Source organism: Pontibacter ruber (assembly GCF_023630205.1).
In the GTDB taxonomy this organism is placed as follows: Bacteria; Bacteroidota; Bacteroidia; order Cytophagales; family Hymenobacteraceae; genus Pontibacter; species Pontibacter ruber.
In genome coordinates this window covers 400,836-426,733 of sequence record NZ_JALPRR010000002.1, presented here as the reverse complement: position 1 = coordinate 426,733, position 25,898 = coordinate 400,836, and the positions used below count along the sequence as shown (strand labels likewise).

The following is a 25,898-nucleotide window of genomic DNA, read 5'->3' as shown; positions in this document are numbered from 1 at the left end:
AGTATAAAGCCCGGCTATAACAGCCGGGCTTTTTCTTTTCCGGAAAATGCATAACTTATACTTTCCATCCGACACACTATGCCTGTAAGAACATTGCTCCCACGTTTATACTTTATACTTACCTCTCTCCTGCTGGGCTGTACTTCTGTAGTGCAGATCGAAACTACCAAGCCTCCGCTTATAATTGTTCCGCCGGAACAATGGAAAGTAGTCGTAGTCAATACCTTTGATGCCAGTCAGTTACCTGACACAGCAGGTGGCAAAGCAGAAATCTTGCACCTGGGCACGTAGACAGCTTTTAATGGTGTCGTAAACGCTGTTCTGGATGATTCTACGTTTGTACTTGTTCATGTCGACAGCGCTTTTCATCGCCCCGGTTCCACTTCCTGGAACGTACTGAACCGGGAGCAGTTAAAGCAAGTTTATGACCAATACCCGCACCACCTGTTGCTGGCCCTTGACAACTTTGAGGCCTTTTTTGAACAAGGAACCGCGCAAAACGAATACGGCGAGAATATAGCTCACTTCACGCTGTATACCAATACCCACTGGTCACTTTACGACAGCACTGGCGTTGTTTTGGACCAGGTCAGGCTTCCGAATAAAGCCCACTTCAGTTCCGGAAGCATCATTGGTCATTTACTGGCAACCAATCCTTCCCATGTCGATGTAACGCCAATGATTGAAACACTTGCCTATGAAACGGGGCAGAGCTACTGGCAACGCTTTCAAACACGACGTAACGTTTACGCTCGCCTCGTGTATGCCCCCCAGGATTTTGTAGACGCTGTCGTATTGATGCACCAGCAAAACTGGCAAAAGGCAATTGCTGCTCTGAAGCCTTTTACTACTGCTGAGAATAAAAAATTAGCAGGCAAAGCGGCTTATAACCTGGCAGTTATTTATGAAGCACTGGGCCAAAAGCAGGAAGCCCTCCACTGGGCAGGCGAGGCCGCTCAGAAAAAGAGTAAAATGGCTGCTCAGTTGCTCCCTGTTCTGCAGAATCAGTAGCGTTGAAAGTATAGCTTATACTTTGAAAAGGACTCTAATGCAGATATATTAGTTAACTGCTATGCTTTATCTGACAATGAGCGAAAGTGCATGGAAAAACTATAGTTATAGTGCAGATAACCGTATGTTTACTGTTATCCAGAAGTTAGCAAAAAATATAGTCATAACCATTGCCATATGAAAGCACGAGTTTTACCCTTTCTTCTCCTATCTGCTATTCTGTCCATCGGATCTTGTAAAAAGAAGGATACAACTCCCAAAGAGGTGCTTCCTGCCGCTACTATGGAAGGCAAAAATACTTTTGGTGCCTTAGTTAATGGGCAGGTTTGGGTACCGAAAGGTAGACCTCATACTTTCCAACCAAGCTACCAGATAGTTTATGATCCAGGTTATAAAGGCGGATCGTTTGACATAAGGGTATTTCGAAAGAAAAGCTCAGAATTTTTCGAGCATTTCTATATTTACATGCTTAATGTGAATCAAACTGGAGTGTATACCTTAGGAGACCCTCAAATTGGCACTGTCAGATATGAATCAGAAGGATGCTTTTACGAGCGGGAGGACAAAGTAGAAGGCTATCTGGAAATAACAAAGCTCGATATGCAAAATGGCATCATTGCTGGTAAGTTTGAGTTTACGCTTACAAAAACAGATTGTGATACCATTCGTGTCACTGAGGGCAGGTTTGATAAGAAACTATTCTAAAAATATCCTTTGCTAACCCTGCACAGGCTCCATACTCGGCTTTGCCTCGTCAGCAGCCTGTCCTAATCCGTTACCCATAATGCTAATGAAAAATTGGTATTTCATACTTGTTATTAGCTGCCTGGCTAGCTGTACTACCAGCCAAGACAAGGTACAGGAACTTGAAAGAGCTAATGTGAACAAAGCAGCCACCATTGACAGCCTGCAGAAAGTATTAGCAGGTGCTGAAATGAGAGTTACAGAATCAGACGAACAGGAGAGCTTTTCTTCTTTTCCTGTTACGGCCAAACTTTATGATAAAATAGGTTTTTCAGAAATTAAAGATTTTGAATTTGCTGAAGTACTCGCTATAGCGTAAGCGGATACTGCATTCGGCTCAAATGATTATGAAGTCAGAGTCTACTTAGCTTGTAATGGACCAGCTGACCCAGATATAGATGAATGTAATTGTTCTCACTATGCTTATGTAACTACTGGTACTTATGACTTGCCCAATGATTACAGACTATTCAAGGTAGGACCTTTCTTTATGCCTAAATTTAGTAAATGGGGTGGAACAAAAGAGCAGCCTGAATTAACAATTGACCATCAGGTTAAAGGAAAAACAGAAAAGACAGTAATCAAGGTGCTAGATTTTGAAAGAATAACTTTGGGTAACAAAAATTAAAATTACAAAAGCACTTATAGCCAAGCCTTTAATACAGAAATAAACACAAAGGGAACAATCACTGTTAATAGCTATTCCATAGAAATGGATATACAAAGATTGCATAAAGTATAACGCAAATCCGAACGCACACCAACATGGACGAAATCAAAAAAGAAGACATCAGCCAGGAAGTATTTGACCTGTATGACGACTATGCCCATAACCGGGTTAACAGGCGGGAGTTTATCCAGAAGCTGTCCATCTATGCTGTGGGCGGGCTTACGGTAACGTCGCTGATGAGCTTCCTTATGCCCGACTACAAAGGCAGTATACAGGTTAAGCCAGATGATTCACGTCTGAAATCTGATTACGTCCAGTATGATTCCCCGAAAGGTGGCGGAAGTATAAAGGCCTTGCTGTCGAAGCCGGCTGATGCGAAGAAGAAGCTTGGAGGCATTATCGTGGTGCACGAAAACAGGGGCCTGAACCCGCACATCGAAGATGTGGCCAGAAGAGCCGCCTTGGCAGGTTTTATTTCGCTTGCTCCGGATGCCTTGACCCCACTTGGCGGCTACCCCGGCAACGACGACGAAGGCCGTGAACTGCACAGCAAGCGCGATCGCAACGAGATGCTGGAAGATTTTATAGCTGCCTACAACTACCTCAAAAACCACAAAGACTGCAACGGCAAAGTGGGTGTGGTGGGCTTCTGCTTTGGAGGCTGGATCTCGAACATGATGGCCGTACGGATTCCGGATTTAGCAGCAGCTGTTCCCTTTTATGGAGGTCAGCCGCCGGTTGAGGATGTTCCGAAAATAAAGGCTCCCCTCCAGCTGCACTATGCAGAGCTGGACACGCGCGTGAATGAAGGCTGGCCGGCGTATGAGGCAGCTTTGAAAGAGCATAAAAAAGAGTACAGGGCTTATATATATGCCAACACCAACCACGGCTTCCATAACGACACCACGCCGCGTTACGACAAAGCGGCGGCAGAGCTTGCCTGGAAGCGTACCATCGATTTCTTTAAGAAGGAATTAAAGTAAGCAGGCAGTTACTTCAAGCCCCAATAAAAAAGCCTAACCCTCTCGGGTTAGGCTTCTCTTTTAAAAGTATAAAGCTGTTACTTAGCAGCAGCAGCATTCTTTTCCTCTTCTTCCATCAGCTGCTCCAGTTCGCTATACCAGGCCTCGCCATACTTGCGGATGAGCGGTTCTTTCAGGAACTGGTACACGCGTACGCCTAAGTCCTGGCCAAAGCTGCAAGCGGCGCTGCAGATGCCCCAGCGGTCGTAGTTCAGTGCTTCGAAGTCGTCGTACTTAGTGATGCGGATCGGGTACAGGTGGCACGAGATCGGTTTTTTCCAGTCGATCACACCGTCATAATACGCCTGCTCGATGGCGCATTTCAGCACGCCTTTCTCGTCATACAGGGCATAAGCGCACTCTCGGTTGTCGATGGTTGGTGTGGAGTAATCTCCTTCAAAATCTTTTATATACAGGCCCTGCTCCTCGATGGCCGCCTTGCCGGCACCGGTAAGGTAAGGTTTGATCTTGTCGTAGTGCTGCTCCAGGATAGCTAGTTCATCTTTTTCCAGAGGGGCACCCAGATCACCTTCCACGCAGCAGGCACCTTTGCATTTTTCCAGATTGCACACAAAGAACTGGTCGCGGATGTCGTCGCTGATAACGGTATTTTGTAAAACTATCATGTAAGCAGATTTAAAAGGGAGACAAAGTTACGGAGAAAATAGTTTACACGAATTCCTGCTTCGGACTTATCCTCCTCCTTATCAAAGTATAAAGTATAAATGCTTGCTCCAATTATATTGATGGCGCGAGCGTCCTCGCTCGCGACGGACTTTCGTGTGGGCTTCTGGCCAGGTAAGGTTTTATGAGATTAGTTTTGCCCACTAAACCTGGTCCAACCACCCCTAACTTCTCCTTATCAAAGGAGGGGAGCTTTACTGCCTGTCGGTATACCTTGAAGTATGAGTTCTATAGCTGCTGCAGTTCATCACCCTACCCCCTTCAAAGGGGACTTTGGCTGCTGCTATTCATGCAAGTATAAATTCTAAGCCCTCGCTCGCGTCCCGCGAGTGTGCGTTATCACGTGGCGGGACGCCACCTGATAACGCACACTCGCGGGACGCGAGCGAGGGCAATAGTTAAGCTTTCGCTACAGGCCCACAAGGTCCTTTCTGAATGACAAACTAAAGTGAACGAAAAGCACCTCCCTCCTACGACCAAGTATAAAGTATGAATTTAGATCTTGCGCTCTGGTGAGCCGGCAGCCATGAGGATGTTCTGCACGTTCTCCTGTTTGGTGTAATCGATGGCAGCCTTGCCAGCGGCATCACGCAGCTTCGGATCGGCACCGGCATTGAGGAGCGCCATGATGATCTCGGAACTGGCATTTATCTCGCAGGCCAGCATCAGCGGGGTTTTTCCTTCCTTGTTCTGCTGGTTCGGGTTGGCTTTGGCCGCCAGCAGTTTTTCCAGCTCCATAATGCCGATGTGCTGGCCGATGGTGGAAGTAAGCGCCTGCGCCAGCACCGCGTTTCCTTCTACGTCCGCGTGGTTGGGGTCGGCGCCGCGCTGAAGCAAGGTGTCGAGCAGCTGTACCTGCTCTATCTCGTAAAGCCGGCTGTTAACACGGGAACTGGCAACAATATAATGCAGGGCTGTTTTGCCGTCTTTGTCGGTGGCATTTACTTTAGCGCCTTTTGCCAGCAGCTGGCTTACGGCAGCAGGGCGCACCTCCGGTTCGTAGATCACGCCATACTCTTCCAGCAGCATCGGGATGTAAAGCACGTGCATCAGCGGGGTACGTCCACGCAGGTCCATGTCACTGAAATCGTCCGGAACAGCCAGGGTGTTCACATCCGCACCGGCGTTAAGGGCGCGCTTCAGCATTTCTGTGTTCCGGGTAATGGAAGCGATCACCAGTTTCTGGTCCGGCGTCTGATTGATGTACTTGAGCTGGTAGTAAGCATTCTGACTGCCTTTGGCAATGGCCAATTTATACAATCGGCGCGCCTCGTTCAGGTCCGGCTCCCCAATGGTTCCTTCTTCGTGCAGCAAGCCCAACGTATAGATAGCTTCGCGCTCGCCGGCTTCTACGCCCTTCTTCAGCCAAAATACGGCTTTGTCGTTATCCTTCTCTACGCCCTCTCCTTCCAGGTACAGGTTAGCCAGCGACACATACGACACTACATCCCCTTTATTAGCCGCCTTCCGGATATAGTTAAACGCCAACTCCTTATCCATCATTTCGCCATAACCGGTGTAGTACATACTGCCCAGGATACGGTTACAAAAGGCATCACCCGCTACAGCTTTGTCGCGAATGTCCACGGCAGCGGTGCGCATGAGCTTCAGAAATTTCTGTTTGTCTTCGGGTGTGCGCAGGATCATCAGTTCGGCAATGCCTAAGTTGCCCAGGTAGCTGTTGTTATCCACAGCCTGCTCATAGTAGTAACGGGCAGAATCGTTGTAAGCTTTGGCATACTTCTCCGGGTCCTGAAGCCGCAGCGTATCGCTCTGCACCGAATCCGGATCCAGTTCGCGGTACTGGTGCAGGCGGCCCATAAAGTATAAAGCGTCCGCCTGACCTTTGGCGGCAGCTTCTTTAAACTTAACATAAGCCGAATCAAACTTCAGGCTGGTGTACAGGTCTACGGCTTCCTGCAACTCAGGCGAGCTCCAGTGCTGCACTTTAGGCTTAGAAGGAGCTGCTGCGGGCTGTTGTGCCGGCGCTGCTTTGGCTGGAGCGCTGGCCGGCTTGGCAGCTGCTGGTTTAGTTGCAGCAGACTTGGAAGCAGTTTTAGGTTTAGCCGCTGGCTTTGTAGCAGTAGCTTTCTTTTTAGTTACCTGCGTGCTTTTGGTGGTGCCATGGGGTTTTTGTGTTTTTGTCTGGGCCATTCCTCCCTGCAAGAGCGGGAGCAATACGAGTAACAAAAAGATTTTTTTCATGGCAGTATAAGTATAGAGTCGGGTTTTAACATGTTATTCTGGCCATTTTCCTAGCCAAAATCGAACCACAAAGTAACTAATCCTGCAGCTCTAATCAAAAACAGCCGCGCGATCGCTATAGTTGCACGGCCAGTCGCCTATACTTTATACTTCTACTTATCCGCCAGAAACTAAAGTATGGCTCGCAAGGGTTCTGTAAAAGTGTGCACCAGGTTCTGCATACAGATTCGTATATTTGTAACTTGCAAGGATTTTAAAGACGCACGCGGAAGAGACGAAATGGATTATATTAGTTTACTGAACGAGTCGCAACGCAGGGCGGTACTTCATACCGAAGGTCCGGCCATGATCATTGCGGGTGCCGGCTCAGGCAAAACAAGAGTGCTTACGTACCGGATCGCCCACCTGATCAGTTTAGGTATCGATCCGTTTAACATACTGGCCCTTACCTTTACCAACAAGGCGGCCAAAGAAATGCGCCACCGTATCGAGAAGGTGATCGGCAATGAGGCCAAGAACATCTGGATGGGAACGTTCCACTCGGTGTTCTCGCGTATACTTCGCGCCGAGGCCGACAAGATCGGTTATCCGAAGAGCTTTACCATTTACGATACCGACGACTCCAAGACGCTCATTCGCAACATTGTGAAGGAGATGAACCTGGATGACAAGCTCTACAAGCCCAACGTGGTGCTGGGCCGTATCTCGTCTGCTAAAAACAAGCTGATCTCGCACAAGCAGTACCTGAGCGACCCGGTGATCCAGGCCGACGACGAGGCCGCCATGCGACCCAAGATCGGCAAGATCTTCGAACAGTACCAGAACCGTTGCTTCAAGGCTGGTGCCATGGACTTCGACGACCTGCTGTTCAACACCAACGTGCTGTTCCGCGACCATCCGGACGCGCTGAACAAGTACCAGAACATCTTCAAATTTGTGATGGTGGACGAGTACCAGGATACGAACTACTCGCAGTACCTGATCACGCGTAAGCTGGCTGCCCAAAACCGCAACATTGTGGTAGTGGGCGACGATGCGCAGTCGATCTACGCTTTCCGCGGGGCTGATATCCAGAACATCCTCAACTTCGAGCGCGACTACCCGGAACTGGAGGTGTTCAAGCTGGAGCAGAACTACCGCTCCACCAAAACCATTGTGCATGCGGCCAACTCCGTGATCAAGCATAACCAGGCGCAGCTGCGTAAAGATGTCTTCACTGACAACGAAGAAGGTCCGCTCATCGAAGTGATCAAGGCCAACTCCGACAACGAGGAAGGTAAACTGGTGGCCACCACAATCTTCGAAGAGAAGATGAACAATCACTTCTCCTACGACGACTTTGCTATACTTTACCGCACTAACGCGCAGTCGCGTGCCATGGAGGAAGCGCTGCGCCGTATGAACATCAAGTATAAAATTGTCGGGGGCCTCTCCTTCTACCAGCGCAAAGAGATCAAAGATCTGATCGCCTACCTGCGCCTGACGGTGAACCCGAACGACGAGCAGGCCCTGCGCCGCGTGATCAACTACCCGAAGCGCGGTATCGGTGAAACAACGGAGGCCAGAATCTTCGTGACGGCGGAAGAAGCTAACCATTCGGTGTGGGAAGTGGTGCAGAACGCGACCGAATTTATGGGCAACCGCGTCGGGGCTGCCATCGAGAATTTCTCCCTGCTGATCCGCGATTTTGCCCGCATGGCTGAGAATAACGATGCCTTTGAAGTAGCCAAGCATGTAGCCAAGCGCTCCGGTATTGTTGATGACCTCTACCAGGACAAAACTGTGGAAGGCCTGGCCCGCTACGAGAACATCCAGGAATTGCTGAACGGTATCAAAGAGTACGTGGATGATCCGGAGAAGGAAGACAAGAGCCTCTCGGCTTTCCTGCAGGACATTGCTCTGATCACCGATGCCGATACCAAAGCCGACCTGGATGGCGAATTTGTTACATTAATGACCATCCACTCGGCCAAAGGTTTGGAGTTCAAGAACGTGTTTATCGTGGGTATGGAGGAGAACCTCTTTCCGAGCCAGATGATGCTCAACTCCCGCGCCGACCTGGAGGAAGAGCGCCGCTTGTTTTATGTGGCCATTACGCGAGCCGAGAAGAAGTTGTACTTGACCTACGCCACCAGCCGTTACCAGTGGGGCAACCTAAGGGCCTGCGAAAAGAGCCGTTTCCTCGACGAGATCGACTCCCGCTTCCTCAACTTCAAGTATGGCTCCGAAGGCCAGAGCATGTTCGAGAAGGTATTGCAGCGCAAGAGCAGCGTCAGCAACCTGGTAGCGCCGGCACCGCGTAAGCAGGCTGCTACCGCCTATACCGCCCCTGCCGATTTCAAACCGAGCGATACTTCGCAACTGACCGCCGGTATGAAGGTGGAGCACCCGAAATTCGGCTTCGGCACTGTAACCAAGCTCGACACGCAGGGCAACAGCACCAAGGCCATCATCAACTTCGATGAAGTAGGCGAGAAAACGCTGCTCCTGAGCTTTGCCAAGCTGCGCATACACAACTAAAGGAATTACGAATTAAGAATTATGAATGATGAATTCTATTTCTTAAACCGTTTTTACCGCGACACGCGTTAAAGCAGTTATACTTATTAAAATTCGTAAATCTTAATTTTTAATTCGTAATTCGTGATTCTTAATTCGTAATTAATAAATGGAAGCTAGTACCTCATTTAAACAGGATTTGCTGCTGCGCGAGTATGGCAGAAATGTGCAGGACCTTGTTAATCATATACTTTCGATTGAAGACAGAGCCGAGCGCACCCGCCTTTCGCAATTGCTGGTAAACCTGATGGCCAAACTCAACCCGCAGTTGCGCGATACCCTGGACTTTCAGCAGAAACTCTGGAACCACCTGTACGTGATGTCCGGCTCCAAACTCGATGTGGATGCCCCTTACCCGCTCAGCGCCATGGAGTACCTCAACGACAAGCCGCAGCGCATGGACTACCAGTTGCAGACGCCCCGCTTCAAGCATTACGGTAAAAACGTGGAGCTGCTGATCGAGCGCGCAACCGAGCTTGAAGATCCTGCTGAACGCGATGCCGCCATCATTTCCCTTGGCAAGCTGATGAAGACCCTTTACCGGTCTTACAACAAAGACAACATCACCGACGATGTGATTCTGGACGATATCCGCCAGATGTCGAAAGGCAGGCTGAATATGGACCTTGCTACCATCGAGCGCAACAACCTGTTTGATAGCAATGTGAAGGCTGCATCGTCTCAGGAAAATGTGCGCAGCCAGCAGCAGCAGCAGCAAAACCGCGGAGGCGGCGACGCAAACCGCAACCGAAAAAATATCAGAACCTCATCTAACACCAGAAATAAGTAATAAATGGCTTCTTTTGAAGTAATAGGCGGCAACAAGCTACAAGGCGACATCTACCCGCAAGGGGCAAAAAACGAAGCGCTGCAGGTGCTGTGTGCCGTACTTCTGACCTCTGAACCGGTCACTATCACCAACGTACCCAATATTCGCGACGTCAACAAGCTGATCGAACTGATCCGTGACCTTGGCGTTTCGGTAGAGCAGCAGGCACCGGATACCTATACTTTCCGTGCCGAGAACATCAACCTCGATTACCTCGATACAGAGCAGTTTGTAGAGCAGGGCCGCGCCATTCGTGGTTCTGTGATGATCGTAGGCCCGATGCTGGCCCGCTACGGCAAGGCAAAAATGCCAAAACCGGGCGGCGATAAGATTGGACGCCGACGCCTGGATACGCACTTTATCGGATTCGAAAAATTAGGCGCCAAGTTTAACTACGACACCCAGGACAGCTTTTACAGCGTAACAGCCGACAACCTGCGCGGTTCTTACATTCTGCTGGACGAGGCCTCTGTAACCGGAACGGCTAACCTGGTAATGGCAGCCGTGATGGCAGAAGGTACTACCACCATCTATAATGCTGCCTGCGAACCGTACGTGCAACAGCTTTGCCGCATGCTCAACCGCATGGGTGCCAAGATCAGCGGTGTAGGCTCTAACCTGCTAACCATTGAAGGGGTGGAGAAGCTGCACGGCACCGAGCACGCTATGCTCCCGGACATGATCGAGATCGGTTCGTTTATCGGCTTGGCCGGTATGACGGGCTCTGAGATCACGATCAAGAACTGCCGGATTCCGGAGCTTGGCCTGATCCCGGACACGTTCCAGAACCTGGGCATTAAAATGGAGTTCCGGGGCGATGACATCTACATTCCGGCACAGGATAAGTATGAGGTGGCCACCTACATCGACGGCAGCATCCTAAACGTATCAGACCATACCTGGCCCGGCCTGACCCCGGACCTGCTGAGCGTGGCGCTGGTAGTGGCAACTCAAGCCAAAGGCACCGTGCTCATCCACCAGAAGATGTTTGAGAGCCGCCTGTTTTTCGTGGACAAGCTCATCGACATGGGTGCACAGATCATCCTCTGCGACCCGCACCGTGCTACCATTATTGGTCTGAACAAGCAGATCCCGCTCCGTGGCATCCGCATGGCCTCCCCTGACATTCGTGCCGGTGTAGCGTTGCTTATTGCAGCCCTCTCCGCCGAAGGCCGCAGCGTGATCGACAACGTGGAGCAGATCGACCGTGGCTACCAGAACATCGACGGCCGCCTGAACGCCCTTGGTGCGCAGATCAGAAGAATCTAAAGTATAAACATACTTCCAAGTATAAGAAGAGCACACCTGCTGTAGGTGTGCTCTTCTTATTTTATACGTTGTCTTGGGTTTACCCACTCGCTCCTGCATTGTTATGCCCGAAGTATAATCTCTTTGGCACCACTTTACCTGATACATACTCAAAGCCTGCTACAGAGGCAGCGTGAAGCGCGCTGTATTTCGTATACCTTACAACAGGATTTAGCTTTTAGGCCACTGCCGGTAGAATTGTCAGCAACATGAAACAGGCTTTTATCCTTCTTTTGGCATCCGCACTGTACACGCTGCCTGCCGTTTCAGTTTACGCACAGAACATTGCGCACTTTTACTACATTATCAAAAAGAAGGACATCGATAGCGGAAGGCTAAAACTCATTTACCGGGATCATGACGACTCTATCCGGTCTCTACGGATGTGTTATCCTAAACTAAAAGCAGAGGACTTGCACATGGAAGACGGGGTGCCTGTTTTTCACTTCGAGCGTATACCTGCTTCTACATACGACTCTGTCCCAGATTGTATATCAAACAGCACCCCCTTAGGCCGGTTCGAAGTGGATGTAGGAAAAAGAATAATCGGGGACCCTACTGTTGTTGCCAGGATACCTTTCCATGCTATAACCTGGAACGCTTCGCTTACGCTTTTTAAGATCCGCACCGCTCAGCATGGCAACCCTGTTTTTGCAGTAAGCGACCCTGCTTCCATGCTCATTTCAGTTATTTATGGCTATACATTTGGCTATGCAAAAGTTAACCACGAAGCATTACGCACTTTTATGCCACCATTGGCCCGTTTGCTGGCATTACGTCTGCCAACCTCACAAGTGAAACGGTAAAGAATCCTGCGCTGCTTTCAAGGGAACAGAATAATGTGGCGTACTCCTATGGGGTCAGCACGGTGCTGGGAAGGAATAATTTTGGCTTTACGTTCTCGTTTGGGTTTGATGCAAGTATAGGCAAGAACTCTTCGCAATGGATTTACCATCATAAGCCATGGTTTGGCTTAGGCGTAAGCACAGGACTGGGTATGTTTTAAGGGTTACTTTAGTAGGTTTTGCGGCATAAAGGTAAAACAAACCCTCCTGCCCTATGCGCCCTAGTTTACCCCTTCTTCTTGTCCTGCTATGGCTGGGCATATCCAGCTGTCAGTCCGCTATGGAGTCTGAAGAGGCTGATGCCTCTGCAGCGAGAGAACAATTACTGGTTACACCTGCTTCTGAACCTTCCGCACCGCGCCCGGACAGGAAAATCATACGGTAGGCCAACATCCGCTTCCAAGTAGAGAACCTGCGGGAGAGCACAACCCGGATAGAAGCGCTTTCCAGGAAGTATAACGCCACCATCACCAGCAGCCGCAACTACAACAGCGAAGAAAGTATAGAGGCCGCTTATACCATTAAAGTGGTACCGGAAAAGCTTTTCGAACTGGTAAAAGCTATCGAGGGAGAGAGTGTTTACCTGGATGACAAAACCATAACTGCTGAGGATGTGACCAGGCAGTATGTTGATGTGGAGGCCCGCCTTAACGCCAAGCGAACCGCGCAGCAACGCTACCTGGAGCTGATGAAGAAGGCAACCAAAGTTGAGGACGTGCTGGCCATTGAGCGGGAGCTGCAAAAGGTGCAGGAAGAGCTTGAGTCGGTGCAGGCACAGCTAAAGGCGCTGCAGCAGCAGACCAGCTACAGCACCATTAACCTTACCATGTACCAGCTGGTACCTGCTTCCTACGCCGATAGAACCAGCTTCTCGAGCCGGGTAGCCTCTGCACTAAGCGGAGGCTGGCAACTTTCCAAAGACCTGGTAGTTGGCCTGCTATACTTGTGGCCTGTATTGATCCTGGTATCGCTAATTATACTTACTATCCGCTTGCGGAAGCGACGAAGGGCACGAAGTATGGCTTGATACCTTTAAGCCCCTTCCGCTTCTCCTCCACTCTTGCGGCTGCCTCTGTAAAGCTCATACTTGAGCAGGCGGCAGTCGATGGAGCCGTTAAACAGCGGCACACGCCGCGAGGTACGCAGGCCGATGCTTTTGGATGCATCCAGGTTACCGGTAAACACAAAGGCATCAAAGCCCTGGTAATTGTTCTTCAGCGTGTCGCCGATCTGCTTGTATAAAAGGTTTATGTCTTCTGAGACAATACGCTCATTATAAGGCGGGTTCATTACTAAAACCCCTTGTTCAGCAGGTGCAGTTGTTTTAAAGAAGTCTGCTTCCTCCACCTTAATTATTTTCTCCAGCCCGGCATTCTCGATGTTGTTCCAGGCGGCGTTAACGTAGTCCGGGTCGATGTCGTAGCCAATGATCGTTGCCTGTGGTTCACGGCGCTCTTTGGCCTCTGCAGTCCTCCAGACCATTTCGAACAGTGCCTCGTCGTAGTCTTTCCAGCTTTCAAACCCGTATGGGTCGCGGCGGTAAAGGCCTGGGGCTATGTTCTGCGCCATCATGGCAGCCTCAATCAGGAAAGTACCCGAGCCACACATGGGGTCCACGAAAGTAGACTTCTTATCCCAGCCGGTCAGGGCGATGATGCCCGCAGCCAGCACCTCATTTAGGGGGGCTACGTTGGTTTGCAGGCGATATCCACGGCGGTGCAGCGAGTCGCCGGACGAGTCGAGGGAGAGCGTTACGATGTTCTCGTGCATGTGCAGGTTCAGGCGCAGATCCGGGCGTATACGGTCCACAGAAGGGCGCTCGCCTGTCTTGGCACGGAACTGGTCCACGATGGCATCCTTGGTCAGCTGGGCCACGAACAACGAATGCTCGAAGGTAGAGTAGCTTAGAGACACATCGATGGCGAACGTCTGTTCCAGGCTGAGGAACTCGGACCAATCGGTCTTCTGTACCTGCTCGTAGAGGTCCTTCTCGTTTCGGGCCTTGAACGTACGGAACGGTTTAAGTATACGGATGGCAGTACGGCACCAGAGATTGGCTTCGTAGAGCTGGCGCAGGTTTCCGGAGCAGGACACGGCGCGGTTGCCTACCTTAACATAGTCCATGTCCAAAGCCCGCAGCTCCTCTGCCAGCACCTCTTCCAGGCCGGCCATTGTGGTGGCTATGATGTTAAAATTGTCGTTCTGTTTCTGTTTCGCCATCGTCATACTTTGTAATGCTGCAAAGATACAGGTTTAAGCGTTACGAATTCAGAACTACGCGTAGCGAGTTGGGCCTGGCCATGCTTGTACTGAATTGTTAAATTGTTGAAGGTTGATTGTTAAATTGTTGGAAAGCTTCTAAGTAAGCAGTTACTCCATACCACCCACTTTCTACTTTTCTAACTCTCCCCCTCTAACTTCCAGACTCCCAAACACTCTAACTCAGATGTTTAAATACATAGAGTTTCAGCTATACTTAAACGGGGAGCTACAGGAATATCAACAGACAGCTACATACTGTTCACCGAATTCGTATTTTTGCAGCAAATATCCTTTTATGAAACTGCAGCCCGATTTTTCGCTAAAGTCTTACAACACCTTTGGCATCGATGTAAAAGCCAAGCTCTATGTGCGTTTCGACAGCATAGAAGAACTGCAGCAACTGCTGCAAATGCCCGAGATCAAGCCGGAGCCAAAACTCATACTTGGAGGCGGCAGCAACCTGCTGTTCACCCAGGACTTTAACGGCGTGGTACTACAAAACGGCATCAAAGGCATACGCATCCTGCGCGAAGATGACGAGTACGCTTATGTACAGGCGGGTGGTGGCGAGATCTGGCACGACCTGGTACTGTTCTGCCTGGAGCACAACCTGGGCGGTGTGGAGAACATGTCGCTGATTCCGGGCACGGTGGGAGCCGCTCCCCTGCAGAACATCGGTGCCTATGGCGTGGAACTGAAGGATGTGTTCCATGAACTGGAGGCAGTACACCTGCAGACAGGTGAGCTACATACCTTCGATCACCAGGCCTGCAATTTTGGTTACCGCGAAAGTGTGTTCAAGCACGCAGCAAAAGGGCAGTATGTGGTAACGTCGGTTATACTTCGGCTGCACAAGAACCATACGCTTAACACGTCCTACGGAGCCATTAAGAGCACGCTGGAGGAGATGAACATAACACAGCCTACCATACAGGATGTAAGTGCTGCTGTGTGCGCCATACGCCGCAGCAAGCTGCCAGACCCTGCCCAGATCGGAAACGCAGGCAGCTTCTTTAAAAACCCTGAGATACCCATTGCCCTGTACGATGTACTGAAAGAGAAGCACCCGGACATGCCGGCATACCCAGTTTCGGATAGCACGGTGAAAGTACCTGCCGGCTGGCTGATCGAGCAGTGTGGCTGGAAAGGCAAAGTGATAGGCAACTACGGTGTGCATAAAAACCAGGCGCTGGTGCTCGTAAACTATGGCGGAGCCTCAGGCGAACAGGTGCGCCAACTGGCTTTCGACATCATCCATTCGGTGGAAGAAAAGTTCGGAATCTCTCTGCAGCCAGAGGTAAATATCTTATAATTAAAATCTTACAAAAACCCTGAAAATAACACCCGTATTCATAAACTAAATAGCCGCGGCTGCGATATAGGAAGGTATAAACCCTTTAATATTTCGCATATGAATACACATAGACTACGTTATCTTTTTGCTTTCTTTTTTTCGCTTATCCTGCTAACCTCCTGCAAGGACGATAAAGACGAGCCGACACTTACTAAAACGGATATCCTGTCTGCACAGGAGTGGCACGGAGACCGTGTGTTGCTCAACGGGTTAGACGTATCGCAACGCAGCGAGATCATCGACATGTTCCTCGACATCAAGTCGCTGCGGCTGCAACTCAAAAAGGACGGATCTTTTACAGCCAACTATATACAGGGAGGCAAAGCACAGACTACTACCGGCAAATGGTCGCTCAGCAACGATGAAGCAAAGATTAACTTCGAAGGCATTGGAGAACTGGATATCAAGACCTTATCTTCAGACTCCTTCGAAATGACTGCCTCTGTTGAGCAGAGTGGCAGGACCTACCAGGGAGAAGTTCGGCTTGTAAAGTAAAGCACTCTGATGAGATGAATAATACAAAGGCTACCTACTTAAACGGGTAGCCTTTTGTTTTGATAGTCATCGTTGCAGGAAAGTATCTGCTTGTATCCTAACAGAGCCTATCTCACAGGCATATGCCGGATATTGAAATGTTTTAAGATAAATCTGTACATCCCCTTCTTTTTCCGTATACATACCTAATCTCATTTTAAACAGATACTTCCTATGAAAAACCTAAGACTAATCACCTTGCTGTTCCTGTCGTTTTTTGTAGTAACCTTGGCAAGCTGCGATGATGATGACGAGGATAAGGACCCGAGCAGAACCGACCTACTGACTGCCGGATTGTGGACGGGCAATAGCGTTTATTACCAGGGCCAGGACGTCTCACAATTTCTGCGAGACTCTGCTCAATTTGAAATCAAGGATCTGACCACCCGGTTCGACAAAAACGGGGAGTACAGAGAAACCTTGGGGCGCACGATAGTGGGCACTTGGGAGTTTGCCAATAATGAGCAGGATATTATATTTGATAAAGGCACTAATAATGAGTTGACTGTTAATGTAACAAGACTCACAGCAACCGAGTTTTATTATGAGCAGGATTTTCAAGGGACGATTCTTGAATTCCGGTTCCTACGCTGATGACGCAAGAACAAGAGGGGCTCTCAATCGAGAGCCCCTCTTGTTTTAAAGTATACCCAAGACCTGAACCGGTAGTATGTTTAAGCGATCATCCAATAATCAATCTATTCTGCTTTACAACTCTGAAGTATCCGCCCCTGTACTTTTATACTTACACTTAATTACATAAACTTCTCTTTACTGTCTGCGTTCTACTCTCCTATAATTATCTACACTTAAAACTGCAAAGTATCATTTTTTTAGATATACATAATCAGCAACATAAACTGAGCTACAGCGTTAATTTTTGTAACTATACTTATATAAAATATAAGCATCTGACTTGCATAAAACTCCTTTTAACTCTTTCCCCACTTAAAATTTTAGCATTATGAAAAATCTACGATTACTATTTTTTCTTTTTCTTTCTGTTCTGATAGTTCCACTTGTAAGCTGCGACGACGATGATGACGATGCTGAACCATCCAGAAGGGAGCTATTAACTTCAGGACAGTGGACTGCTTTTGGTCTTTACCAGGGCAACCAGGATATGACACCATTACTTGTCGCAGCTGGTCTCAACATAAGTGATATGAAAATCACCTTTAAAGATGACGGTACTTATACCGCCACTGCTGTTGATGGCAGCCAGGATTCAGGGACATGGGAGTTTACCAACAACGAACAGGCTATCCTCTTTGACAAAGGTGATCAGGATAACGAGTTGACGGCAGTAATCAATAAACTTGATAACAGCGAGCTCTTTCTGGAAGGAGAGATAGAAACTGATAATGGAACGATGGAAGGCGAAATCCGATTCAGGCGCTAAAAACTACAGCTCCGACAAAAAAGGCTCCTTTACAAGGAGCCTTTTCTTTTTCAGATTTCAATCTTTTTGCTATTAACTTTGTAAGAGTGCAATGTTTACATAAATTTGGTTCTATATAGTGTTCGAACTATTTAATCCAAATTTATATTTTTCTGATGAACAAATTTAGACTGCTCTCTTTCCTGTTTGCTGCTTTTATGTTGCTTACGCTTGCTAGCTGTGGTAAAGACGATGACGCGGAGCCAAGCAAAAGAGACTTGCTAACGGCCCAGACCTGGCGCGGCGACAAACTCTACATAGATGGCGTTGAGGCTACCAATAACCCTTATGTGATAGACTATTTCATAGATATTAAAGGCACCACGTTAAAATTTGAGAAGGATAGAACGTATACTGCCATCTATACAGTAGGCGATGAGAAAGAGACCGAATCTGGTACCTGGGATCTAAAGAACAACGACCAGCAGATTGCTTTCGCTTTCCTAAGCCAGGATACTGACATCAAACGATTGACCAAAGACAACCTAGATATAGCTGCTACTTTTGAAGAAGATGGTGAAAAGATCACGATCGAGATGAGATTTATTAAGTAAGAGAACGATACCAATAAAAAAGGCTCCCTGACCGGGAGCCTTTTTTATTGGTATACTTAATACTTTACTTTAGTACGGCCAGGGTAGCACCGTCGCCTCCCCGCTCTTCGGCTTCGCTGCTCAGGCTGGCAACTTCCGGCACCGAGTATAAGTAGTCTCTAACTACCTGGCGAAGTATACCATTGCCACGGCCGTGAATGATCTTGATCTCCGGTATACCCAGCATGATCGCTTCGTCGGTAAAGTTCATCACCTTGGTCAGGGCGTCTTCGGCATACTCTCCGCGGATATCCAAGGTGCTGCCAAAGTCAGCCATGCGTTGCGTGATGTTCATGCCGCGGGTATAGCCTTCTGCGGCGTCAACTTTGGCAGCGGCTTTTTTCTGCTTTGCCGCCTGTGCATCCACGCGCTCCAGGTTATCCACCTTCACAATGGTCTTCAGGCCACCAAACATTACTTCAGCGGTTTTGCCTTTCAGACCTACGATCTGCCCTACCGAATCCTGCCCGATCAGCGACACGTTATCGCCTTCTTTTAACGGACCTCCGGCAGCGGCGGCGGCGCGTTTGTAGGCCGGGCGTGGCTCTTCTTTACGGATTACATCTGTAGCAAACGTTTCCAGTTCGCGGCGCGCCTGCTTGGTCTGCTCCTTCTCGGCCTGGCTCTGCTTGATCTGCTGAATGGTAGACTCGATCTTCTGGTTCGCGTCTTTCAGCAACAGCTTGGCTTTGCCTTTGGCTTCGCGCATGATGTCCTGCTTGCTCTCCTCCAGGAAGTTCTTCAGGTCGTTGTACTCTTTCACGTTGCGCTTCAGCTTCTGCTCCAGTTTGGTTGCCTCAGCCAGTTTCTTCTCCAGCTCCTGCTTTTCGGTTTCCAGCTCTTCCAGCAATCGGTCGTAGCGGATCTTGTCCTTACCTACCAGGCTGCTGGCTTTGTCCACGATGTGCTTCGGCAAACCGATCTTACGGGCAATCTCGATGGCAAACGAGGAGCCCGGCTTACCGATCTCCAGTTGATACAACGGGGCCAGGTTCTTGTGGTCGTAGCGCATGGCTCCGTTCACAATGCCCGGCGTACGCTCGGCAAAGTTCTTCAGGTTGGTATAGTGCGTCGTGATTACGCCAAACACCTTGCTGTCGTTCAGGTTCTGCAGCACAGCCTCGGCAATAGCGCCACCCAGCACCGGCTCAGTACCCGTACCAAATTCGTCTATCAGCACCAGGCTTTTGTTATCGGCCACCGTCACAAACTTTTTCATGTTGGTCAGGTGCGAGCTATAGGTACTCAGGTCGTTCTCGATCGACTGCTCATCCCCGATATCGATAAAGATGTCGTGGAAGATGCCTGCCTCCGATCCATCGGCTACCGGAATCAGCATACCCGTTTGCAGCATGTACTGCACCAGGCCTACAGTTTTTAAGCTTACCGATTTACCACCGGCGTTCGGACCAGAAATCAGAAGTATACGCTGGTCGCGGCTCAGCTCCAGGTCCATCGGCACAGTTGGTTTGCCCATCTGCCTGTGAGATAAGTACAGCAGCGGGTGTATGGCTTGTTTCCAGTTGATGTGCGGAAACTTCTGCAGTTTCGGCATAGTTGCCTCCACACGACGCGCAAAGGCCGCCTTGGCCCGGATAAAGTCCAGCAGGCCCAGGTACTGGTACGCCTTGCGCAGCTCCGGTATGTGGTGACGCAACATATTTGTCAGGCCGGTCAGGATACGGATGAGCTCGCGATGATATGCATTGTCCAGGTCCTTGATATCGTTGTTGAGTTCGAAAATAGACTCCGGCTCAATGTATACTGTCTGGCCGGTGTTCGACTCGTCGTGAATCAGACCTTTGATACGGCGCTTGTGCTCGGCAATTACAGGTATAACCAGACGGCCGCCACGGATGGTTGGCTCGGCATCGCCCGGTGTCCAGCCCTCGTTTTTGGCATGTCGGATGATGGAGCTGATCGTTTTGCGAAGCACGCCCTGCTGCGCGATCAGGTCACGCTTCAGGCGCTGTAGTTCCGGTGTGGCATCGTCGCGAACGGCACCGGCATCGTCTACCACCTTATCCAGGGCAGCGATCAGCGAGCGCTCTACCGTTACGTTGGCACCCAGTGCTTTCAGGGCTTCATACTTACCTTCTTCGGCACCCGATATAAAGCGCAGGGAGTCGCGAATAGTACGCAACGACATCTTGATCTCGAAGAACTGAATCACATCAAGGAAAGTCCCTTCGAGTGCAGCACGGTCAAGGTAAGCGGTTACGTCGAAATAGTGGCTCAGCGGAATCTCGGCGTCAGACTCCAGTAGTTGTTTAAATTCGTTTGTTTGTTCCAGCAGTCGCTGCACCAGGTCGTGCCGGTTCAGGAACTGCATGCGGTTTACAAACTGGCGACCCAGCGGACTCAGGCACAGCTCCGAGAGCATCTCGCGCACTTGTGCAAACCCTATTTTTATTTCAAAGTTTTCTGGATAGATCAATTCTTATCTCTTAGATTTAAGGCAAAATTAACATATTTAAACAAGTTTGAGCAGGTGTTTCGTTCGCTGAAATCCACTTCTTGACAAAGGAATTTTTGACAAAAGACAAAGAACCATTAACCTCTCTAACTTTCTAACTCCCAAACTCTCTAACTCTTTAACTCCCATGGTTCTCGATAAACTCAGCAACGCCAGCCGCTATACTTGCCTGCACCCGCTTTTTGCACAAGCTTTTAAGTTCTTACAGGAAACTAACCTGGCAACTATAGAAACCGGTGTACACGAAATTGAAGACAGAAAGCTGTTTGCTATTATTTCGGAAGGTGCTGGCGTAGCGAAAGACGCGTATAAACTGGAGGTGCACCGCAAGTACATCGATATCCAATACGTGATTTCCGGCACCGACCACATGGGCTGGAAAGACCTGGCTTTATGCGCTGAACCCAACGACCCTTACAACGAAGAACGCGAAGCCGCTTTCTTTCCTGACAAGACCAGCAACTGGTTTGATGTACCGGCGGGTTCCTTCACCATCTTCTACCCCGACGATGCCCATGCTGCAATGGTGACAGGTGATCGCGTGGTAAGAAAAGTAGTACTGAAGATTGCAGTGGAAGCCTAGTTATACTTTATATAGTGCGGATAAACGTAGGTTTACTGCTATACAGTAGTTGGCAATGATTATGAATGACAGAAAACTAAAAATTATTACTGGACTTCTAGCCGCTTTTCTGGCAATCAGCTTGCTTGTGAAGTTATGCTATGTACCAGGCGGAATGATTTTATCTGGTTTGTTTTTAGGAAGTATGCTTTTGGTTGCCATAGTCCTCGGGTGTTTGGTTGTTGCTGGCATTTTGAGATTAGTAACTAAAAAGTATTCCTTTTTTACTCTGTTTTCAGTTGCTACAATAATTTCATTCTTGGTGTTTCATTACAAATTGTACTCTCCGACTTTGGAGATTATAGTACCCAAAGGCTTTACTGGAAAAGTTACCCTTGTTTTGGCAAACGTTGATGAAAATATTTTAAATATTGATAGCAATGGAATCGGTTATATAAACCAATGGACTTTTGAAAAGACTTATACAGAGCCAGTTGTATTCGATAGTGACGGTAACGATATCAAAGAACGGCTAGTCGGTTTTAACCACTCAGCTTTTTGGGGTAAAGGCAAGGTATGCTGTCTTCAGGGGAAGGAAATTCATACTTTAAATTTTGAAGTTGTGCCATCGGAGAAGGTAGGCGAAATGCAATACTACTCTAAAGATTTGACAGCATTAATTGATACAGCCCTAGTTCTTACTTTAGAACCTGACAGATATACAAGAGTCCAGACTGAAGCTTTTGAAACTGATATAAAGTAAAAATAACCTTTGCCAACAAAAGCTAAAGCGCATAAACGTACTTTAGCCCAGACGTTGGCAGTAAGTTTAAGTATGAAAAAAGATTTGTCAATAGGGTTGATTAAGAAGTGACTAGAGTCCAAATCATTAAAGAAGGAGAAATTGGAAGTTAAATTTTATATACAGAGACTACTAAGTGTAATTCATGTAATTGCGGGTTGCTTAGTTGTCATATCTTATCTGTTTTTCTTGAGGAAGCCTTTCTTCAATGATTTAGCCTTGAATCTTATACTAGCTTACATAGGGAGTGGTATTATCACTTATATCGTGTTTAGGAAAACTCTTTCAGGTTGGAAAAAGACATACTTTCAAATTTTGACTCTTTTAGCAATTGCCTATATCGGGATGTGGGTAATTCTGTTTCCATTAATTGTACATTAGTATTAAGATAATTTGTAATTGTAAAAAAACACCCGCTGCCAACCACACCTATAATATAACTTCGCCACATTGTAGGTAAGTCCGTTATCTCTTCTAAAACTTCTCCTCTATCCCTAGCCCAAACAGCGCGTAATCGTACTTCACCGGGTCTGTCGGGTCGAAAGCCCGGAGGTGGTCGGTCAACTCTTCGGCTGTATCCCAGTCCATGCCTTTGCGCGTGATCAGGCCCAGTTTTCGGGCTACCCGCTCTACGTGCACATCACAGGGGCAAACCAAGTCCGCTGGCTTCATAGTGTGCCAGAGGCCAAAATCTACGCCGTTGTTGTCTTGGCGCACCATCCAGCGAAGGTACATGTTCAGGCGCTTGCAGGCCGATTTTCGTGCAGGCGTGGCAATGTGTTTGCGCGTGCGCTGCGGCGCATCCTCCAGGCTGAACACCAGGTCGTGAAAATGCATCAATCGCCCTTTCTGGGTATGGTATTGGTTCTGCTCCCCGGTAAAAGCTGTTTCCAGGCTCTCGTGCCGGCTATAGTACCACTGGAAAAAGTGTAGCAGGTACAGCAGATCGGTGTCGTTAAAGGTGCGATGCTTAAAGCCTAGAAAACGCGGCAAGTCCTGCTCCTGGTGGTGAAGTATAAAATCATGCGGTGCGTTGTCCATCAGGTCCATCAGTTTGATGCAGTTGTTGATGATGGTCTTGCGCTGCCCCCAGGCAAGTATGGCTGCAAAAAATCCGCTGATCTCAATGTCCTGCTTCTTGGTGAAACGGTGCGGGATAGAGACCGGATCGTTTGGGATGAAGCTGGGCTGGTTATACTTCTCCACGCGGTCGTCGAGCAGGGCTTTGATAGCGGCAATGTCTTGTTTCATGGGGTAAAGTACGGTAAACTGAGTAGTACAAGTTAAAGAAAGTTCTGTATTCTTCTGTAGATGGGCTTTTGTTGGTTCAGTTTTCCTGCTTCCTTTTTTATTAGCATATCTTCTACAAATAACAGGAGAGGAATTTCTTGTCACTGGTGCGGGAATCACTCCTGTGATGTGGGAAGGATACGCGTATCCAGGCTCGCTTTTGTGCTACACCGGGTCCAACCACCCCTGCCCCTCCTTGTCTAAGGCGGGGAGCTTTACTGGCTGTTGCTACACTTCAAGTAGAAGTTTCATAGTTGCTGCAGGTCATCCCCCTACCCCCTTCAAAGGGGGACTTTTGCTACTGCCCTTCTCTTTATTTTGTCATCCTGAAAGGATCTTGTTTGCGGCAGCAGAAGCCTTTGCATTAACACCTCCCTGCCCTCCTCAAGGAGGGAGTTTCTCCTACTGCTATTGTTCAAGTATAAATTTCATTGCTACAGCTATCCCACGGGCAAGTCGCGACCTGTCCCTACAAATGGTTCCGGTTGCATAGCACTCTGCTATCGATCTGTTCCCAGTCCTTGGGTTGAGCGCCTTCTATTGTTGCGGTGCCCGCAGGGCAGCCTGCAGGCGCAGCCGATGGCAGCTTCAATAGACAGCGCTCAACCCGAGGACGAGGCCACGCGGCCGTGAGCGCACCAAAGTATAGAATGAAACAATAACTTTTTTTAGGACTGAGGAAGTAAGGCTGCTACGAAGCAAGGCCAGCTTGTCTCAAGTATAGACCTCAGCTGAATCAGATTTCTCATTGCTGTTCGAAATAACAATGGAGAGGTCTGCAAAAAGAGAGGGCCTAAGTATAAACTTAGGCCCTCTCTTATATTCTTTATCAGCCTAATTACGGCATATAAGATAATTCCACTCTGAACTTCTGGTCAACAGCACCGAGCTTCTGGTAAGCTTTTTTGGAAAGGCGAACCACTACTTTGTCGTTTGCTCCGGTTTCAGGCAGTTTACCGATCACGCGTACATACACCACCTGGCCGTTCATGCTGTTTTTTACCTGCATGATGGTGCCTACCGGCGCTGATTTATGGAGAGCCAGGTATTTGTTTGTATCCGTTTTAGGATCAATCATTTCAGCCATACCGCTTTCCACAATCTTCTTGATGCCTGTAGCATTTTCGACTTCGTCCTTCTCTACTCGCTCATCAGGAACTGCAACCGGTTCAGGTTTAGCCGGAGTTGGCGCAGGAGCAGTTGGTGTTGTAGTAGCTACCGGACCAGATGGTGCAGGTGTTACTGGCGCTGCAGTTTCCGTTGGTTTTGCTGGTACAGCAATTTCATCATCAGGCTCAGGCACATAAATCGGCTTTTTAGATGCTGTAGCAGCCAGGCCTTTGCCCACGATCAGCTCTGAACCTACACTGATGTTGTTATCAGCAAGATTGTTCCAGCGCTTGATGTTGTCGACGCTTACCTTATGTATGCGGGAAATAGAAAAAAGTGTCTGAGAGGGCTCTACTACGTGGATCTTCTCGCCTTTGCTGTTTACCGTATAGGTGCGGTTGCTGGCAGTAGTTGCTGTGGCAGAAGTGGCAGGAGTTGCCGGTGCCGCAGCAGCAGGTGTTTTTACAGCAGGTGTTGTTTTGGCTGCAGAGGCAACTGCATTCGTAACAGGCGTTTTGCGCGGGATCAGCACGGTCTGCCCTATCGAAATAGATTTCTGCACACTTGGGTTAGCGTCCACGATCTGGGCTACAGATACGCCATACTTCCTCGAAAGGGCATACAGGGTTTCTTTGGGCTCTACTTTGTGCTGCACAAACAGCTTTCCATTTTTGTGCTGCACGCCAACCGAGTCGCGCACGGCTGTTACGTCAAAGGCAGAAGCAGAAAATGGAAGTAGAGAAACTACAAGAAGGGTGAAGAATAAAGGTCGAACCATGGCTCTTTGAAATAACTATAAAGTAAGGTTATATACCTGTAAGGTGTCTGAATTCTGAACGAAGTATAATTCGTGCTTAAAGATAAAAAAAGTATCTGAACCTATGCCATGCAAGTTGCCGGCTACTTTCTCTTTTAAATGCAAATCTCCTTCTAAATCAAATACTGCCACGAAATTATCTAATTTATCCTCATCAGCCAAACAGTAATAGCTTATTATCATAAACTGCTCTGTCTCAGCATACTCTATTGCCTTAAGCGCTTCCCCTGCTCCCTGTTCCGCCAGAAACCGGCTTACTTCCAGAAAATATACTTCCCCCTCCAGGTACAGCATCGGATAGGTGCAGGCATTGTAACGCGCTATGTTATAATTATTTACTTTTTCAACTGCTTCCTGCTGCGTTATATTTTGCTGTAAAACTGCTCCTGACTGGGTCTGTAAAAGTATAAAACCTGATTCAGGGGTAGCTGCCGGGTAGGCCAGCACTCCTTCCGCTATTACACCATAAAAGGTAAGGTCCGGCTCCTGCCACTGCACCGCTCCTGTTTCGGCTGCAAGGGCCGTGATGCCTTTGTGCTGTCCTACTTTGCGGTCGCCGTACCCGTGGATGAAGAGCAGGTTCTTGTGTGCGTCTTCCAGCCCCTGCCACCAGGTCAATTGCCCGGGTAGTTTCAGCTCCTGCAACGCATGGGCCTGGCAGTCGAACGTATAAAAAGAAGCGATCAGAAGGTCCGCATCGCGCACCTCCACAGCCAGCCTGCCGGCAAGGGTATCGAGCCGGATCCGCCACACGGGGGCACCGAAATCATATTTATAAAG

25 protein-coding genes and 1 pseudogene are annotated in these 25,898 nt (G+C 48.7%); 19 read left to right on the top strand and 7 right to left on the bottom strand.

Annotated features, from left to right (window positions below):
• The first annotated feature begins 78 nt into the window (after positions 1–78).
• The 6 genes and pseudogenes from MJ611_RS08600 to MJ611_RS08575 all read left to right on the top strand — a co-directional run bounded on the left by MJ611_RS08600 (position 79) and on the right by MJ611_RS08575 (position 3,408).
• The gene (locus MJ611_RS08600; protein WP_250429265.1) at positions 79–291 is read left to right on the top strand and encodes a hypothetical protein; all 213 of its coding nucleotides are present in this window, start codon (positions 79–81) and stop codon (positions 289–291) included.
• A 21-nt stretch (positions 292–312) separates the two neighbouring features.
• Positions 313–1,011 (top strand): annotated as a pseudogene (locus MJ611_RS08595) (DUF6340 family protein); the annotation flags it as partial.
• A gap of 177 nt (positions 1,012–1,188) precedes the next feature.
• Complete coding sequence (locus MJ611_RS08590; protein ID WP_250429264.1) at positions 1,189–1,716, top strand: DUF6252 family protein; 528 nt, start codon at positions 1,189–1,191, stop codon at positions 1,714–1,716.
• A 79-nt stretch (positions 1,717–1,795) separates the two neighbouring features.
• Positions 1,796–2,074 carry a hypothetical protein gene (locus MJ611_RS08585; RefSeq protein ID WP_250429263.1) on the top strand — a complete coding sequence of 93 codons (279 nt, stop codon included), beginning with the start codon at positions 1,796–1,798 and terminating at the stop codon, positions 2,072–2,074.
• Between the two features lie 171 nt (positions 2,075–2,245).
• Entirely contained in the window at positions 2,246–2,383 is a 138-nt protein-coding gene (locus MJ611_RS08580) for a hypothetical protein (RefSeq protein ID WP_250429262.1), read from the top strand.
• Between the two features lie 137 nt (positions 2,384–2,520).
• Complete coding sequence (locus MJ611_RS08575) at positions 2,521–3,408, top strand: dienelactone hydrolase family protein (RefSeq protein ID WP_250429261.1); 888 nt, start codon at positions 2,521–2,523, stop codon at positions 3,406–3,408.
• A gap of 77 nt (positions 3,409–3,485) precedes the next feature.
• Here the strand turns inward: MJ611_RS08575 and MJ611_RS08570 are convergent, their stop codons facing one another.
• Both MJ611_RS08570 and MJ611_RS08565 read right to left on the bottom strand, forming a co-directional pair.
• Positions 3,486–4,073, bottom strand: a complete 588-nt coding sequence (locus MJ611_RS08570; protein ID WP_250429260.1) for a DUF3109 family protein — start codon at positions 4,071–4,073, stop codon at positions 3,486–3,488.
• A gap of 553 nt (positions 4,074–4,626) precedes the next feature.
• Positions 4,627–6,336, bottom strand: a complete 1,710-nt coding sequence (locus MJ611_RS08565) for an ankyrin repeat domain-containing protein (protein WP_250429259.1) — start codon at positions 6,334–6,336, stop codon at positions 4,627–4,629.
• Positions 6,337–6,615: 279 nt separating this feature from the next.
• On the opposite strand from MJ611_RS08565, the gene MJ611_RS08560 reads away from it, so the two are divergent.
• From MJ611_RS08560 to MJ611_RS08535, 6 genes are all read left to right on the top strand, one after another.
• Entirely contained in the window at positions 6,616–8,856 is a 2,241-nt protein-coding gene (locus MJ611_RS08560) for an ATP-dependent helicase (protein WP_250429258.1), read from the top strand.
• Positions 8,857–9,004: 148 nt separating this feature from the next.
• Positions 9,005–9,685: a DUF4290 domain-containing protein gene (locus MJ611_RS08555; RefSeq protein ID WP_250429257.1), complete on the top strand. Its 681-nt coding sequence runs from the start codon at positions 9,005–9,007 to the stop codon at positions 9,683–9,685.
• A gap of 3 nt (positions 9,686–9,688) precedes the next feature.
• On the top strand, positions 9,689–10,993 hold the full coding sequence (gene murA, locus MJ611_RS08550; RefSeq protein WP_250429256.1) for a UDP-N-acetylglucosamine 1-carboxyvinyltransferase: 1,305 nt from the start codon (positions 9,689–9,691) through the stop codon (positions 10,991–10,993).
• Between the two features lie 248 nt (positions 10,994–11,241).
• Complete coding sequence (locus MJ611_RS08545) at positions 11,242–11,838, top strand: hypothetical protein (RefSeq protein ID WP_250429255.1); 597 nt, start codon at positions 11,242–11,244, stop codon at positions 11,836–11,838.
• Positions 11,839–11,873: 35 nt separating this feature from the next.
• Complete coding sequence (locus tag MJ611_RS08540) at positions 11,874–12,038, top strand: hypothetical protein (protein WP_250429254.1); 165 nt, start codon at positions 11,874–11,876, stop codon at positions 12,036–12,038.
• A gap of 230 nt (positions 12,039–12,268) precedes the next feature.
• On the top strand, positions 12,269–12,904 hold the full coding sequence (locus MJ611_RS08535; protein ID WP_317233141.1) for a DUF4349 domain-containing protein: 636 nt from the start codon (positions 12,269–12,271) through the stop codon (positions 12,902–12,904).
• A gap of 5 nt (positions 12,905–12,909) precedes the next feature.
• Here the strand turns inward: MJ611_RS08535 and MJ611_RS08530 are convergent, their stop codons facing one another.
• Positions 12,910–14,103 carry a THUMP domain-containing class I SAM-dependent RNA methyltransferase gene (locus tag MJ611_RS08530; RefSeq protein ID WP_250429253.1) on the bottom strand — a complete coding sequence of 398 codons (1,194 nt, stop codon included), beginning with the start codon at positions 14,101–14,103 and terminating at the stop codon, positions 12,910–12,912.
• Between the two features lie 331 nt (positions 14,104–14,434).
• Here MJ611_RS08530 and murB point away from each other — a divergent pair, with 331 nt between their 5' ends.
• From murB to MJ611_RS08505, 5 genes are all read left to right on the top strand, one after another.
• On the top strand, positions 14,435–15,451 hold the full coding sequence (murB, locus tag MJ611_RS08525) for a UDP-N-acetylmuramate dehydrogenase (RefSeq protein ID WP_250429252.1): 1,017 nt from the start codon (positions 14,435–14,437) through the stop codon (positions 15,449–15,451).
• A gap of 99 nt (positions 15,452–15,550) precedes the next feature.
• Complete coding sequence (locus MJ611_RS08520; protein ID WP_250429251.1) at positions 15,551–15,988, top strand: hypothetical protein; 438 nt, start codon at positions 15,551–15,553, stop codon at positions 15,986–15,988.
• 213 nt (positions 15,989–16,201) lie between these two features.
• Positions 16,202–16,621: a hypothetical protein gene (locus tag MJ611_RS08515; RefSeq protein WP_250429250.1), complete on the top strand. Its 420-nt coding sequence runs from the start codon at positions 16,202–16,204 to the stop codon at positions 16,619–16,621.
• Between the two features lie 370 nt (positions 16,622–16,991).
• A complete protein-coding gene (locus MJ611_RS08510; RefSeq protein WP_250429249.1) occupies positions 16,992–17,429 on the top strand; it encodes a hypothetical protein in 438 nt (145 codons plus the stop codon).
• A gap of 155 nt (positions 17,430–17,584) precedes the next feature.
• The gene (locus MJ611_RS08505; RefSeq protein WP_250429248.1) at positions 17,585–18,022 is read left to right on the top strand and encodes a hypothetical protein; all 438 of its coding nucleotides are present in this window, start codon (positions 17,585–17,587) and stop codon (positions 18,020–18,022) included.
• A gap of 64 nt (positions 18,023–18,086) precedes the next feature.
• Here the strand turns inward: MJ611_RS08505 and MJ611_RS08500 are convergent, their stop codons facing one another.
• Positions 18,087–20,498: an endonuclease MutS2 gene (locus MJ611_RS08500; RefSeq protein ID WP_250429247.1), complete on the bottom strand. Its 2,412-nt coding sequence runs from the start codon at positions 20,496–20,498 to the stop codon at positions 18,087–18,089.
• A 166-nt stretch (positions 20,499–20,664) separates the two neighbouring features.
• On the opposite strand from MJ611_RS08500, the gene MJ611_RS08495 reads away from it, so the two are divergent.
• Complete coding sequence (locus MJ611_RS08495; RefSeq protein ID WP_250429246.1) at positions 20,665–21,120, top strand: YhcH/YjgK/YiaL family protein; 456 nt, start codon at positions 20,665–20,667, stop codon at positions 21,118–21,120.
• Positions 21,121–21,181: 61 nt separating this feature from the next.
• Positions 21,182–21,862 (top strand): hypothetical protein, encoded by a 681-nt coding sequence (locus MJ611_RS08490; protein WP_250429245.1) that lies wholly within the window; start codon positions 21,182–21,184, stop codon positions 21,860–21,862.
• Positions 21,863–22,375: 513 nt separating this feature from the next.
• On the opposite strand, the gene MJ611_RS08485 is transcribed toward MJ611_RS08490, so the two are convergent.
• The 3 genes from MJ611_RS08485 to MJ611_RS08475 form a co-directional block, all read right to left on the bottom strand.
• Positions 22,376–23,152: a TIGR02757 family protein gene (locus MJ611_RS08485; RefSeq protein WP_250429244.1), complete on the bottom strand. Its 777-nt coding sequence runs from the start codon at positions 23,150–23,152 to the stop codon at positions 22,376–22,378.
• 877 nt (positions 23,153–24,029) lie between these two features.
• Complete coding sequence (locus MJ611_RS08480; RefSeq protein WP_250429243.1) at positions 24,030–25,079, bottom strand: septal ring lytic transglycosylase RlpA family protein; 1,050 nt, start codon at positions 25,077–25,079, stop codon at positions 24,030–24,032.
• A gap of 15 nt (positions 25,080–25,094) precedes the next feature.
• Complete coding sequence (locus tag MJ611_RS08475) at positions 25,095–25,871, bottom strand: DUF4905 domain-containing protein (RefSeq protein ID WP_250429242.1); 777 nt, start codon at positions 25,869–25,871, stop codon at positions 25,095–25,097.
• Between the last annotated feature and the right edge of the window lie 27 nt (positions 25,872–25,898).

What these genes read in the sequence shown, in the direction of transcription:
- MJ611_RS08600 (WP_250429265.1), top strand. Translation starts at nt 79, where the DNA reads ATGCCTGTAAGAACATTGCTCCCACGTTTATACTTTATACTTACCTCT.
- MJ611_RS08590 (WP_250429264.1), top strand. Translation starts at nt 1,189, where the DNA reads ATGAAAGCACGAGTTTTACCCTTTCTTCTCCTATCTGCTATTCTGTCC.
- MJ611_RS08585 (WP_250429263.1), top strand. Translation starts at nt 1,796, where the DNA reads ATGCTAATGAAAAATTGGTATTTCATACTTGTTATTAGCTGCCTGGCT.
- MJ611_RS08580 (WP_250429262.1), top strand. Translation starts at nt 2,246, where the DNA reads ATGCCTAAATTTAGTAAATGGGGTGGAACAAAAGAGCAGCCTGAATTA.
- MJ611_RS08575 (WP_250429261.1), top strand. Translation starts at nt 2,521, where the DNA reads ATGGACGAAATCAAAAAAGAAGACATCAGCCAGGAAGTATTTGACCTG.
- MJ611_RS08570 (WP_250429260.1), bottom strand. Translation starts at nt 4,073, where the DNA reads ATGATAGTTTTACAAAATACCGTTATCAGCGACGACATCCGCGACCAG.
- MJ611_RS08565 (WP_250429259.1), bottom strand. Translation starts at nt 6,336, where the DNA reads ATGAAAAAAATCTTTTTGTTACTCGTATTGCTCCCGCTCTTGCAGGGA.
- MJ611_RS08560 (WP_250429258.1), top strand. Translation starts at nt 6,616, where the DNA reads ATGGATTATATTAGTTTACTGAACGAGTCGCAACGCAGGGCGGTACTT.
- MJ611_RS08555 (WP_250429257.1), top strand. Translation starts at nt 9,005, where the DNA reads ATGGAAGCTAGTACCTCATTTAAACAGGATTTGCTGCTGCGCGAGTAT.
- murA (WP_250429256.1), top strand. Translation starts at nt 9,689, where the DNA reads ATGGCTTCTTTTGAAGTAATAGGCGGCAACAAGCTACAAGGCGACATC.
- MJ611_RS08545 (WP_250429255.1), top strand. Translation starts at nt 11,242, where the DNA reads ATGAAACAGGCTTTTATCCTTCTTTTGGCATCCGCACTGTACACGCTG.
- MJ611_RS08530 (WP_250429253.1), bottom strand. Translation starts at nt 14,103, where the DNA reads ATGACGATGGCGAAACAGAAACAGAACGACAATTTTAACATCATAGCC.
- murB (WP_250429252.1), top strand. Translation starts at nt 14,435, where the DNA reads ATGAAACTGCAGCCCGATTTTTCGCTAAAGTCTTACAACACCTTTGGC.
- MJ611_RS08520 (WP_250429251.1), top strand. Translation starts at nt 15,551, where the DNA reads ATGAATACACATAGACTACGTTATCTTTTTGCTTTCTTTTTTTCGCTT.
- MJ611_RS08515 (WP_250429250.1), top strand. Translation starts at nt 16,202, where the DNA reads ATGAAAAACCTAAGACTAATCACCTTGCTGTTCCTGTCGTTTTTTGTA.
- MJ611_RS08510 (WP_250429249.1), top strand. Translation starts at nt 16,992, where the DNA reads ATGAAAAATCTACGATTACTATTTTTTCTTTTTCTTTCTGTTCTGATA.
- MJ611_RS08505 (WP_250429248.1), top strand. Translation starts at nt 17,585, where the DNA reads ATGAACAAATTTAGACTGCTCTCTTTCCTGTTTGCTGCTTTTATGTTG.
- MJ611_RS08495 (WP_250429246.1), top strand. Translation starts at nt 20,665, where the DNA reads ATGGTTCTCGATAAACTCAGCAACGCCAGCCGCTATACTTGCCTGCAC.
- MJ611_RS08490 (WP_250429245.1), top strand. Translation starts at nt 21,182, where the DNA reads ATGAATGACAGAAAACTAAAAATTATTACTGGACTTCTAGCCGCTTTT.
- MJ611_RS08485 (WP_250429244.1), bottom strand. Translation starts at nt 23,152, where the DNA reads ATGAAACAAGACATTGCCGCTATCAAAGCCCTGCTCGACGACCGCGTG.
- MJ611_RS08480 (WP_250429243.1), bottom strand. Translation starts at nt 25,079, where the DNA reads ATGGTTCGACCTTTATTCTTCACCCTTCTTGTAGTTTCTCTACTTCCA.